At 62.3% G+C, this 12,015-nt stretch carries 13 protein-coding genes; 4 read left to right on the forward strand and 9 right to left on the reverse strand.

Translation table 11 applies throughout. The annotated features are described in order from the left end of the window. Positions 1-3 precede the first annotated feature (3 nt). From FX984_RS23375 to FX984_RS23390, 4 genes are all read right to left on the reverse strand, one after another. The gene (locus FX984_RS23375) at positions 4-1,221 is read right to left on the reverse strand and encodes a class I SAM-dependent methyltransferase (RefSeq protein WP_027604376.1); all 1,218 of its coding nucleotides are present in this window, start codon (positions 1,219-1,221) and stop codon (positions 4-6) included. Positions 1,222-1,342: 121 nt separating this feature from the next. Then, positions 1,343-1,960 carry a TPM domain-containing protein gene (locus FX984_RS23380; RefSeq protein ID WP_027604377.1) on the reverse strand — a complete coding sequence of 206 codons (618 nt, stop codon included), beginning with the start codon at positions 1,958-1,960 and terminating at the stop codon, positions 1,343-1,345. Between the two features lie 28 nt (positions 1,961-1,988). Then, complete coding sequence (locus FX984_RS23385) at positions 1,989-2,717, reverse strand: TPM domain-containing protein (RefSeq protein ID WP_027604378.1); 729 nt, start codon at positions 2,715-2,717, stop codon at positions 1,989-1,991. A gap of 18 nt (positions 2,718-2,735) precedes the next feature. Next, entirely contained in the window at positions 2,736-3,347 is a 612-nt protein-coding gene (locus tag FX984_RS23390; protein WP_065928260.1) for a LemA family protein, read from the reverse strand. A gap of 238 nt (positions 3,348-3,585) precedes the next feature. Here FX984_RS23390 and bglX point away from each other — a divergent pair, with 238 nt between their 5' ends. Then, positions 3,586-5,877 carry a beta-glucosidase BglX gene (gene bglX, locus FX984_RS23395; RefSeq protein WP_098480238.1) on the forward strand — a complete coding sequence of 764 codons (2,292 nt, stop codon included), beginning with the start codon at positions 3,586-3,588 and terminating at the stop codon, positions 5,875-5,877. A gap of 63 nt (positions 5,878-5,940) precedes the next feature. Here bglX and FX984_RS23400 read toward each other — a convergent pair whose 3' ends face one another. The 4 genes from FX984_RS23400 to FX984_RS23415 form a co-directional block, all read right to left on the reverse strand. Further along, positions 5,941-7,098, reverse strand: coding sequence for a phospholipase D-like domain-containing protein (locus FX984_RS23400; protein ID WP_027604381.1), 1,158 nt, complete (start codon positions 7,096-7,098; stop codon positions 5,941-5,943). Position 7,099: 1 nt separating this feature from the next. Beyond that, entirely contained in the window at positions 7,100-7,690 is a 591-nt protein-coding gene (locus FX984_RS23405; protein WP_108573976.1) for a YceI family protein, read from the reverse strand. A 90-nt stretch (positions 7,691-7,780) separates the two neighbouring features. Further along, on the reverse strand, positions 7,781-8,095 hold the full coding sequence (locus tag FX984_RS23410) for a hypothetical protein (RefSeq protein ID WP_027604383.1): 315 nt from the start codon (positions 8,093-8,095) through the stop codon (positions 7,781-7,783). Next, positions 8,092-9,165: a serine hydrolase domain-containing protein gene (locus tag FX984_RS23415; protein ID WP_146475797.1), complete on the reverse strand. Its 1,074-nt coding sequence runs from the start codon at positions 9,163-9,165 to the stop codon at positions 8,092-8,094. Before FX984_RS23415 ends, FX984_RS23410 begins: the two co-directional genes overlap by 4 nt. Before the next feature lie 184 nt (positions 9,166-9,349). On the opposite strand from FX984_RS23415, the gene olsB reads away from it, so the two are divergent. Further along, a complete protein-coding gene (olsB, locus tag FX984_RS23420) occupies positions 9,350-10,105 on the forward strand; it encodes an L-ornithine N(alpha)-acyltransferase (RefSeq protein WP_027604385.1) in 756 nt (251 codons plus the stop codon). Next, positions 10,105-10,896, forward strand: coding sequence for a lysophospholipid acyltransferase family protein (locus FX984_RS23425; RefSeq protein ID WP_146475798.1), 792 nt, complete (start codon positions 10,105-10,107; stop codon positions 10,894-10,896). Before olsB ends, FX984_RS23425 begins: the two co-directional genes overlap by 1 nt. A 52-nt stretch (positions 10,897-10,948) precedes the next feature. Here the strand turns inward: FX984_RS23425 and FX984_RS23430 are convergent, their stop codons facing one another. Next, positions 10,949-11,533 carry an acyl carrier protein phosphodiesterase gene (locus FX984_RS23430; RefSeq protein WP_092487785.1) on the reverse strand — a complete coding sequence of 195 codons (585 nt, stop codon included), beginning with the start codon at positions 11,531-11,533 and terminating at the stop codon, positions 10,949-10,951. A 154-nt stretch (positions 11,534-11,687) separates the two neighbouring features. On the opposite strand from FX984_RS23430, the gene FX984_RS23435 reads away from it, so the two are divergent. Continuing rightward, on the forward strand, positions 11,688-12,014 hold the full coding sequence (locus FX984_RS23435) for an ArsR/SmtB family transcription factor (RefSeq protein ID WP_027604388.1): 327 nt from the start codon (positions 11,688-11,690) through the stop codon (positions 12,012-12,014). Position 12,015 lies beyond the last annotated feature (1 nt).

The raw sequence follows: 12,015 nt of genomic DNA on the forward strand, positions 1-12,015 counted from the left end.
CCCCTATTTAAGGTAGCCATCCGCGCGCAGCAGGGTTTCCAGGCAGTGTTCGGAGATGTGATAGAACGCCTTCAACTCCTGGATTCTCTCCAGCAACTGCGCGTTGTCCACCGGCTCCGCACGCTTGACCGCCAGGATCATCTTGTTCTTGTTGGTGTGCTCCAGGGAGATGAACTCGAACACCTTGGTCTCGTAGCCGCACGCTTCGAGGAACAACGCACGCAAGCTGTCGGTGACCATTTCCGCCTGCTGGCCCAGGTGCAGGCCGTATTGCAGCATCGGCTTGAGCAGCGCCGGGCTCTGGATCTGCAGGCGAATCTGCTTATGGCAGCACGGCGAGCACATGATGATCGATGCGCCGGAACGAATGCCGGTGTGGATCGCGTAATCGGTGGCGACGTCACAGGCATGCAGGGCGATCATCACGTCCAGTTGGCTGGGCGCCACGCTGCGCACATCACCACATTTGAACACCAGCCCCGGGTGTTCCAGGCGAGCGGCGGCGGTGTTGCACAGGGTCACCATGTCTTCGCGCAACTCGACGCCGGTGACTTCGCCTTCGGCCTTGAGGGTGTTGCGCAGGTAGTCGTGGATCGCAAACGTGAGGTAGCCCTTGCCCGAACCGAAATCGGCGACGCGCACCGGTTGGTCCAGCTTCAGCGGTGAGGAGGTCAGCGCATGGCTGAACACTTCGATGAATTTGTTGATCTGCTTCCACTTGCGCGACATCGACGGGATCAGCGCCTGCCTGGCGTCGGTCACGCCCAGGTCGGCGAGGAACGGCCGGCTCAGGTCGAGGAAGCGATGTTTCTCACGGTTATGCTCGGCCGATGGCGCCTCGCGCAGTTGCTGAGGCTTGCTCCTGAACAGCGAGCTTTTGTTCTTCTTGCTGTATTCCAACTGGGCTTCGTCGGTCAGCGACAGCAGGTGCGCGTTCTTGAACGAGCCCGGCAGCAACGCGGCAATCGCCGCCACGCCGTCGGCCAGCGCCAAGTTCTTGGTGATGTCGCGGGTCTTGTAGCGGTAGACGAAGGACAGGCACGGCTGCTCCTTGACGGTCACCGCCTTGATGATCAGCCGCTGCAACTCGGCTTCGTCGCCGACGTATTTGGCCAGCACCAGCTTGATAAAGGCGTTCTGCGCAAGGCTTGTGCTCAACAGTTCGATGAACTGGGCGTGATGATCCGGCGCGGGGCTGGCAGGTTGAGCGGTAACGGACATGAACAAAAACGCCTCGGGCAGGGAATGCCGGGCATTTTAGGGGGGATGGGGGTTCAGGGCACGGGGTTATTTGATCAACGGTACTGCCCCCTCCCACATTTGATCTCCGGTGCTGGATGTTCTATTCGAGTACGACCAGGCGATTTGGCAGTTCATTCCGGGCGTGTGTCACCGGTACATGCACCTTCAACAACTCGCCACACGCCTCGATACAGGCAATAAACCCAGCCAGCGTCTGCCCCTGTTTCACCTGCTGGGTAAACGCCTTGACGATGGCATCCCAACTGCTGTTATCCAGGCGCTTGGAGATACCTTCGTCCACCAGGATTTCCACATAACGCTCCGCTTCGCTGACAAAAATCAGCACCCCGGTGCTGCCCAGGGTGTGGTGCAGGTTCTGCTCCAGGAACTGCCGGCGCGCGAGGTTGGAGGCGCGCCAATGGCGTACCGAGCGCGGGATCAGGCGGGTGGTCACCTTGGGCAGGCGAAACAGCAGGCACAACACGATGAACGTCGCCCACTGCGCCAACAGCAAGGTGTACATGGTCAGGTAGCCCGACAGGTAATGCACCACGCCCGGTACCACCAAGGCGATCAGGCTGGCCCACAGCAGGGGGATGTAGGCGTAATCGTCGGCGCGGGCCGCCAGCACGGTGACCAGTTCGGCGTCGGTGGTTTTTTCGACCCGGGCAATCGCTTCGGCGACTTGGCGCTGCTCGTGTTCAGTCAGTAATGCCATGGTTGTAGTTGCTCTCTAGTTATTGTCATTACCAGCCGCCCGACGCGCCGCCGCCGCCGAAGCCACCACCGCCGCCTCGGAAACCGCCGCCACCTCCCCCGCCACCGCCGCCGCGTCCACTGCTGCCGAGGATCGCCAAAAAGATCGCGCCCACCGGCAGGCCCATGCGATTGCACAGCCACAACACGCCGATCAGCAGGATGAACAGGCCGATGGAAAAGCCGGGATTATCCTTGGCAAAGTTGGCATCCGCCACATGCGCCGGCACCGCCAGCGGTTCGCCGCCGACCACCTGCACCATCGCCGCCACGCCGTCGCTGATGCCCTGGCTGAAATTGCCGGCCTTGAACTTGGGCGCAATCACCTGGTTGATGATCACCCAGGCCTGCGCATCGGTGAGCACGCCTTCAAGGCCATAGCCAACTTCGATCCGCAACGTGCGCTCGTCACGGGCGACAATCAGCAACGCGCCGTTGTCCTTGCCCTTCTGGCCGATGCCCCACTGGCGACCCAACTGGTAACCGTAGTCCTCGATGGGCACGCCCTGCAGGTCGGGCACCGTGACCACCACGATCTGGTCGCCACGGGTCTGCTCCAGCGCCTGCAACTGCTGGGTGATGTGCTCGCGCGTGGCCGGGTCGATCATCTGGGCGGTGTCCACCACCCGCCCGCTCAACGCCGGGAACGTCAGCGCCGCCTGGGCCACCCCCACGCAGGCCAGCATCCATAGCGCCAGGCCTATCCGTAATAAACGCATCGACACCTCAGTGCAGCCTTATTTGAACTTCACTTGCGGCGCTTTATCGGCATCGGCACTGGTGGCTTCAAAGGTGGCGCGGATCGGCAGGTCGCTGTACATCACGCTGTGCCACAGGCGGCCAGGGAAGGTGCGGATCTCGGTGTTGTACGCCTGCACGGCCTGGATGAAATCGCGACGGGCCACGGCGATGCGGTTTTCGGTGCCCTCGAGCTGGGATTGCAGGGCCAGGAAGTTCTGGTTGGCCTTCAGGTCCGGGTAGCGCTCGGAGACCACCATCAAGCGGCTGAGGGCACCGCTCAAACCGTCCTGGGCCTGTTGGAACTGCTTGAGTTTTTCCGGGTTGTCCAGGGTGCTGGCATCCACCTGGATCGAGGTGGCCTTGGCCCGCGCCTCGATCACGGCGGTCAGGGTGTCCTGTTCATGGGCGGCGTAACCCTTGACCACTTCCACCAGGTTGGGGATCAGGTCGGCGCGGCGCTGGTACTGGTTCTGCACCTGGCCCCAGGCCGCCTTGGCCTGTTCGTCCAGGGTCGGGATGTTATTGATGCCGCAGCCGCTCAATACTGTGCTGATCAATAGCAAAGCCGCGGCCTTGAGGCCCCAGCGGGAATGTTGTGCTGCTTGCATGGTGTTTCTCCTGCCCAAACTGGATGGAATATGACGACTAACCCTAAAAACCACACGCTTGGGGCATAATCCGCCACCACTGGAATGCATCGAGCCAATCAGCTACAAAGATGCCCAGCGCGATAAAGAGTTCAGAGTGTGCTGCATTTATCTGAACAACACCCGAACAACAATAGACGCTCCCCACATTTTGGCCGATCAGCCCAAGCGCTGTGCAGTGAGCCGAAAAAGGATATTCATGAAGAAGCTGTGTTTGCTCGGCCTTGTTGCCACGCTGGCCACCCACCCCGTCTGGGCAGAAACAAAGCCTGCTGCGCTTAAGGACAAGGACGCTTTCGTCAGCGACCTGCTCAAGCAGATGACGCTGGATGAAAAGATCGGCCAATTGCGCCTGATCAGCATCGGCCCAGAAATGCCCCGCGAGCTGATCCGCAAGGAAATCGCCGCCGGCCGCATCGGTGGCACGTTCAACTCCATCACCCGCCCGGAAAACCGTCCGATGCAGGACGCGGCCATGCGCAGCCGCTTGAAGATCCCGATGTTCTTCGCCTATGACGTGATCCACGGCCACCGCACGATCTTCCCGATCAGCCTGGCCCTGGCCTCCAGCTGGGACATGGACGCCATCGGCCGCTCCGGGCGTATCGCCGCCCAGGAAGCCGCCGCCGACAGCCTCGACATCACCTTTGCACCGATGGTCGATATCTCCCGCGACCCGCGCTGGGGTCGCACGTCCGAAGGCTTCGGTGAAGACACCTATCTGGTCTCGCGCATTGCCGAGGTGATGGTCAAGGCCTTCCAGGGCGCCAGCCCCGCGAATGCCGACAGCATCATGGCCAGCGTCAAGCACTTCGCCCTCTACGGCGCAGTGGAAGGCGGGCGTGACTACAACGTGGTCGACATGAGCCCGGTCAAGATGTACCAGGACTACCTGCCGCCGTACCACGCGGCGATCAAGGCCGGCTCCGGCGGCGTGATGGTGGCGCTGAACTCGATCAATGGCGTGCCCGCCACCGCCAACACCTGGCTGATGAACGACCTGCTGCGCAAGGACTGGGGCTTCAAGGGCCTGGCCGTCAGCGACCACGGCGCGATCTTCGAGCTGATCAAGCACGGCGTGGCCAAGGACGGGCGCGAAGCCGCCAAGCTGGCGATCAAGGCCGGCATCGACATGAGCATGAACGACTCGTTGTACGGCAAGGAATTGCCGGGGCTGCTCAAGTCCGGCGAGATCGAACAGAGCGACATCGACAACGCCGTGCGTGAAGTGCTCGCTGCCAAGTACGACATGGGCCTGTTCAAAGACCCGTACCTGCGCATCGGCAAGGCCGAGGATGACCCGGCCGACACCTACGCCGACAGCCGCCTGCACCGTGCCGAGGCCCGTGATGTGGCGCGCCGCAGCCTGGTGCTGCTGAAGAACCAGAACGACGCCCTGCCGCTGAAAAAGTCCGCGACCATCGCGCTCGTGGGCCCACTGGCCAAGGCGCCGATCGACATGATGGGCAGTTGGGCGGCGGCCGGCAAGCCGGAGCAATCGGTCACGCTGCTTGACGGCATGAACGCGGTCATCGGCGAAAAAGGCAAGATCATCTACGCCCGTGGCGCCAACATCACCAACGACAAGGCGGTGGTCGACTACCTCAACTTCCTCAACTTCGATGCACCGGAAGTGGTGGATGACACCCGCCCGGCCCAGGTGATGATCGATGAAGCGGTCAAGGCCGCCAAGGATGCCGACGTGGTGGTCGCCGCCGTGGGTGAATCCCGTGGCATGTCCCACGAATCGTCGAGCCGCACCGACCTGAATATCCCGCAAAGCCAGCGCGACCTGATCAAGGCCCTGAAAGCCACCGGCAAACCGCTGGTGCTGGTACTGATGAACGGCCGCCCGCTGTCGATCCTGGAAGAGAAACAACAAGCCGACGCGATCCTGGAAACCTGGTTCGCCGGTACCGAAGGCGGCAACGCCATCGCCGACGTGCTGTTCGGTGACTACAACCCATCTGGCAAGCTGCCGATCACCTTCCCACGCTCCGTGGGGCAGATTCCGACCTACTACAACCACCTGACCATTGGCCGGCCATTCACCCCGGGCAAGCCGGGCAACTACACCTCACAGTACTTCGATGACACCACCGGGCCGCTGTTCCCGTTTGGCTATGGCCTGAGCTACACCACGTTCAGCCTGTCGGACATGGCGCTGTCGTCCACCACCCTGAACAAGACCGGCAAGCTCGACGCCAGCGTCACGGTGCAGAACACCGGCAAGGTCGATGGCGAAACCGTGGTGCAGTTGTATATCCAGGACGTGGCGGGTTCGATGATCCGTCCGATCAAGGAGCTGAAGAACTTCCAGAAGGTCATGCTCAAGGCTGGCGAAGAACGCACGCTGCACTTCACCATCACCGAGGACGACTTGAAGTTCTACAACACCCAGCTCAAGTTCGCCGCCGAACCGGGTGAGTTCAATGTGCAGATCGGGCTGGACTCCCAGGACGTACAGCAGCAGACCTTCGAACTGCTCTAACACCTGACACGGTCAAAAAATGTGGGAGCAAGCCCCCTCCCACATTTGACCTCAGTGTTCTTGCTAGCCACGTCGATCCAGCAGGTTCACCACCAACCGATCAATCCACCCCCACACCCGCTGCTTCACCCGCCGCCACAACGGCCGCGCCTTCCACGCTTCCAGGCTGACCACCAGGCTCTGGGCAAAATCCGCGGTAAAGCTCGCCGCCACCGCCTGCGTCAGCCCGGGGTCCAACGCTTCCAGGTTGGCTTCCAGGTTGAAGCGCAGATTCCAGTGATCGAAGTTGCACGAGCCGATACTCACCCAATCGTCCACCAGCGCCATCTTCAGGTGCAAAAAGCACGGCTGGTATTCAAAGATCTGCACGCCTGCACGCAGCAAGCGCGGGTAATAACGGTGCCCGGCGTAGCGCACGGAGGGGTGGTCGGTGCGCGGGCCGGTGAGCAGCAAACGCACATCCACCCCACGCCCTGCGGCCCGACGCAATGCGCGGCGCACGCCCCAGGTGGGCAGGAAATACGGCGTGGCGAACCAGATACGTTGCTGGCTGCTGTTCAGCGCGCGGATCAGCGATTGCAGGATATCGCGGTGCTGTCGGGCGTCTGCATAGGCCACTCGGCCCAGGCCTGGCCCCGTCGCCGGCACCTTGGGCAAACGCGGCAAACCGAAATGGGTGGCGGGCTTCCACGCACGGCGCGCGACATTGGCGTGCCATTGCCGTTCGAACAGCGCTTGCCAGTCCAGCACCAGCGGGCCGTGGACCTGCACCATCACCTCATGCCACTCGGCGGTGTCTTGCCCCGGCGTCCAGAACTCATCGGTGACGCCCGTGCCACCGACCACGGCAGTTTCCTGGTCGATCAGCAACAGCTTGCGGTGGTCGCGATACAGGTTGCGCATCCAGCGGCGCCAGCTCAGGCGATTGTAGAAACGCAGCTCCACACCGGCGTCGGTCAGGCGCTTACGCAGCCCCAGGGTAAACGCCAGGCTGCCGTAGTCATCAAACAGGCAGCGCACCCGCACGCCGCGCTCGGCGGCCAGCACCAGCGCCTGCACCATCGCTTCGGCGCAGGCGCCAGCCTCCACCAGATACAATTCCAACTCCACTTGCCGCTCGGCCCGGGCAATGCCCACCAGCATCTGCGGAAAAAATTGCGGGCCGTCGATCAACAACTCGAAACGGTTGGCGCTGCGCCACGGGAACACTGCGCCGCTCATGTCAGCGCGCCGTAAAGATCAGCACCGCACCCACCGGCACCGACAAACTGATCGACTTAAGCCCTGCCGCCTTGCGCAACGCTGCCACCCCCGGCGCCAGGTCGAAATCCTCCGCACGCAACACCACCGGTTCCAGGGTCACCACCTGGAAGCGTCGGTCATCCAGGCGCGTGGCCAACAACTCGGCGCTGTAGGTCTGGGTCTTGCCATGCAGGGTGACGCTCAAGGGCAAGCGCAGTTCCAGTTGCGCGCCAGGCGCCAGGTCATTGATGGGTTGCAGATTGATCTGTGCGCTGATCAGCGCCTCGGGGAAAGTCTTGATCTCGAACAGCTGGTTGCGCATGCGCTCGTCGCGCAGCGGGATGCCGCTGTTGACCGACTCCAGCTCTACTTCCAATTGCGCCGCGCCCTTGCCGTCGACCTTGCCGTGCAGCACCAGGAAGCGATGGACTTCAGCAATCTCGGTGTTTTTGGTGGTGACGAACGACAGGCGCGAGGACTCGTTGTCCAGGTACCAGTCGGCATGGGCGGGCACCGCGGCAGCGGCCAGCAGGGCGAAGGCCAGGGGTTTGATAACAGACGCGTTGAACATTAAGCACTCGTGGGGCGAAAAACCTGCACGAACCTTAAGCGCAATGTCACGAACGGCGCAAATCCAATGTGGGGGGTGACTTGCGCTGTGTCAGGGATTCAGACGACAGCCCTGTCGATCCCCCAACCACCGCGCGCTGTGCGTACGCCCCAAGCCACTCGCCGTCACTTCACTGCGTTCCGGGTTATCGCTGAACCCACTGGTGGGCACGTACTGCTTCACATAACCCCGGCAATAGTCGGCTGGATTGTTCGCCACATAGCGGCACGAGCAGTACTCCTTGGCGGTATACGCCGCGATGATATCGGGGAAGGCTTGCAGGTTGACGCGCTCGTGCCAAACCCAGCCTGACAGGGCGAGCAACAGCACCAGAAAAAGGCTGGTAAACGGCCGACGACGCATCATGGTTGCACCGCCGCAAGCACGCGCTTGAGCAGTTCGTTGTGGCGGTAGCTGCCGTCGCGATCATCGCCATAGCGCACGATCACCAGGTGTTCGTCGGGCATCACGTACAGCGCCTGGCCCCAATGACCGAGGGCGGCGAAGGTGTCGGCGGGGGCGTCGGGCCAGGGCCTCGGGGCGCCTTGGTTGAGCCACCATTGGCCACCGGGGACGGCTTCGTCCTGGCCGGCGGTGTATTTGTCGAAGGGTTGGCGGTTGAACGCCACCCAGTCCCTGGGCAGCAATTGTTGATCCCCCCAGCGCCCGTCGCGGGCCATCAGCAGGCCGACACGCGCCAGGTCACGCGCGGTGAGGAACGCATAGGACGAGGCGACAAAGGTTTCGTCGGCATCGGTTTCCCAGGTGGCGTTATGAATGCCCAGCGGCTTGAACAGCGCGTCCCAGGGGTAACTCATGTACGCCTTGTGGCCGAGCATGCCCTTGAGCGCGGCGGACAGGATATTGCTGTCGCCGCTGGAATAACGAAAGGCCTGGCCCGGTGCGCTGAAGGACTCAGTGCTGGCGGCGAACTCGGCCATATCGGCGCGACCACGGGTGTAAAGCATCGCCACCACCGAGGACTTCAGCGGCGCGTATTCATACTCTTCCTGCCAGTCCAGGCCCGAGGCCCAGTGCAGCAGGTCGGCCATGGTCACCTTGGGGTGTTGTTTCATCGGCGGGTAAAAGCGTGCCGCAGGGTCGGTCAGTTTGAAACGGTTTTCGCCGTAGGCCACGCCGAGCACCGTGGCCATCAGGCTTTTGCTGATGGACCAGGTCAAGTGTGGCGTGCTGGCCGTGGTCGGTGCGGCGTAGCGTTCATAGATGACCACACCGTCGCGGATCACCAGCAGCGCGTCGGTGCGAATGCCTTGGCGGGCAGTGTCGTCACGGGGCGGGAATGCATAGGCGTCAAGGGCTTCGACGGCGGGTCCTGCGAGTAGCGTGCCCTTGGCCCACTCCTTGTCGGGCCAGGTTTCAGCGCAGGCGGTAACGGTGACGAACAGCAGGGAAACGCACAGCAGGCCTCTGACCATGGACACACACTCAAGGGAGCATTCAAGCCCGCGAGCCTAGCCGAGGGCAATGACAGATTTGCTACAGAGGCCCTGTCATCCAAGCGTCACCATAACTTCATGGAGATGACACCGGGGCTACATAGCCTGACTTTGGACAACAAAGTCGACCGGCCGAAACGTGGCTGGCACTCGGAGATTCGCCATGACTCAGATCGCCCGCATCAGCGACACCGGCAATGAACGCCGTCTGCAAGCCGAACGCCTGGTTGGCGCCAAGGCTTTGCAGGAAGCCCAGGCCCTGCGTTTCAACGTCTTCAGCGGCGAGTTCAACGCCAAGCTCAAAGGCGCGGAACACGGCCTGGACATGGATGACTATGATGTTCACTGCAGCCACATCGGCGTGCGGGACTTGAACAGCGGTCGACTCGTCGCCACCACCCGTTTGCTCGACCACCAGGCCGCCAGCACCCTGGGCCGGTTCTACAGCGAAGAAGAATTCAGCCTGCATGGCCTGCTGCATCTGCAGGGCCCGATCCTGGAAATCGGCCGCACCTGCGTCGACCCGGCCTACCGCAACGGCGGCACCATCGCCGTGTTGTGGGGCGAGTTGGCCGAAGTGCTCAACCAGGGCGGCTACAGCTACCTGATGGGCTGCGCGAGCATCCCGATGCACGACGGTGGCATCCAGGCCCACGCGATCATGCAGCGCCTGCGCGAACGTTACCTGTGCAACGAACACCTGCGCGCCGAACCGAAAAAACCGCTGCCGGCGCTGGACCTGCCGACCAACGTGATCGCCGAGATGCCGCCGCTGCTCAAGGCCTACATGCGCCTGGGTGCGAAGATCTGCGGCGAGCCGTGCTGGGATGAAGATTTCCAGGTCGCCGACGTGTTCATCCTGCTTAAGCGCGATGAGCTATGCCCGCGCTATGCGCGCCACTTCAAGGCGGCCATGTGATGAGCCGCCTGCGCGTGTACGGGCGCATCGCCCGGGTGCTGGTGGTAGTGGCGCTGGGCTTGAGCATGGCCAGTGTGTTTGGCGTGTTCGAACGCTTGGGCGTGGCCAACTCGATGGTGCGGCGCCAACGCTGGTCGCGGTTCTTCATGGCGCGGCTGACCAACGCCCTGCCCTTTCGCGTGACAGTGCACGGCGAGTTGCCGACCCAGCCCATGCTGTGGGTGAGCAACCACGTGTCCTGGACCGATATTCCGTTGCTGGGCGCAGTGGCGCCGATGTCGTTTTTGTCCAAGGCCGAAGTGCGCACCTGGCCGGTGGCCGGCTGGTTGGCGGCCAAGGCCGGTAGCTTGTTTATCCGTCGCGGTTCGGGCGACAGCCAGTTGATCCGCAAGCAGATGACCCGCCACCTGGAACAACAGCACCCGCTGCTGATGTTCCCCGAAGGCACCACCACCGACGGCCGCAGCCTGCGCACCTTCCACGGGCGCTTGCTGGCCAGTGCGATTGACGCGGATGTGTCGCTGCAACCGGTGGCCATCCGTTATCTGCGCAATGGGCAGGTCGACCCGCTGGCACCGTTTATTGGCGATGACGATTTGCTCTCGCACCTGATGCGCCTGTTCGGCAATGACCAGGGCGATGTGGAAATCCACGTGCTCAAACCGATTGCCTGCGCCGGACAGGAACGTGCGGCACTGGCTTTCCAGGCGCAGCAGGCGGTGCAGAAGGCGTTGTTTGGGCCGGTGCCGGAGGCTGAACAAGTAGCGGCGCGACCAGCCTTTGCCGCGTGATATGAGCTAGACACTGCTCCAAATGTGGGAGGGGGCTTGCCCCCTCCCACATTTAGCTTTGTGTTGTCAGGTGGTTATGCGCGAAGGCTTGCAGTTCGGGGTAGAAGATCCGGAAGTCTTCACTCAACGGCTCATACAACTCACGCAATTCCTGCATCGCAAACCCTAATTCCTGGGGTTGTGTGAGCCGCCGCGAAATCCCGCGCAACACCGGCTCCATCACCGCGAACTCGCGGTACGACCCCAACCAATCATCCGCCGCCATATACGGCGCTATCTGCGCCAGCCGCCCCGGCAACTGCGGTTCGGCCGCCAGCACGCGGTACACCTGCGAGGTGAAGTGCTCCAGGGGCTGATCGGCGTACAGCGCCCAATCCCGCGCCAGGCAGTGATCGAAGAACACATCAAGGACAATACCGGCATAGCGCCGCCGGGTGAGGCTGAAGCGCGACAACGCCTCGCCCACCAACGGGTGGCTGTCGGTGAAGCGGTCGATCGAGCGATGCAACTGGATCGCCGCTTCGATTGGCGGGCTGAACTGGCCTTGCAGGCGGCCTTTGACAAAGTCGCCATACAGGCTGCCCAGCAGTTGCGCAGGAAGTTGGCCGCCCAGGTGCAGATGTGCGAGATAATTCATGCCGCGCAGTCTAGCACTGGCGCCAACGTATCGTTATAACCCGATATACCGATTCAGCCTGAGCTCAGAGCAAATTCATATTGGTATATCGGGATATAACGATTTAAAGTTCGCCTCATCGCGATATAACGCTTTACGACACCGAGCACCTGCCATGTCCATCGACCTCGACGAAATAATAAAAGCCCTGGCGCACCCAGTACGACGAGACATCCTCACCTGGCTGAAAGACCCGAAAGTGCAGTTCCCCGAGCAAGTGCACAACCACGAATACGGCATCTGTGCCGGGCAGATCGACCAGCGCTGCGGCTTGTCCCAGTCGACCGTGTCGGCCCACCTGGCCACCTTGCAACGGGCGGGATTGATCAGCAGCCAGAAGGCCGGGCAGTGGCACTTTTTCAAGCGCAATGAGGAAGTGATCCAAGCCTTCCTCGCGGCGCTTACCACTGAACTCAGCGCTGAAATCAGCGCGACGTTGTAAC

The organism is Pseudomonas marginalis (genome assembly GCF_008692035.1).
Classification (GTDB): domain Bacteria; phylum Pseudomonadota; class Gammaproteobacteria; order Pseudomonadales; family Pseudomonadaceae; genus Aquipseudomonas; species Aquipseudomonas marginalis.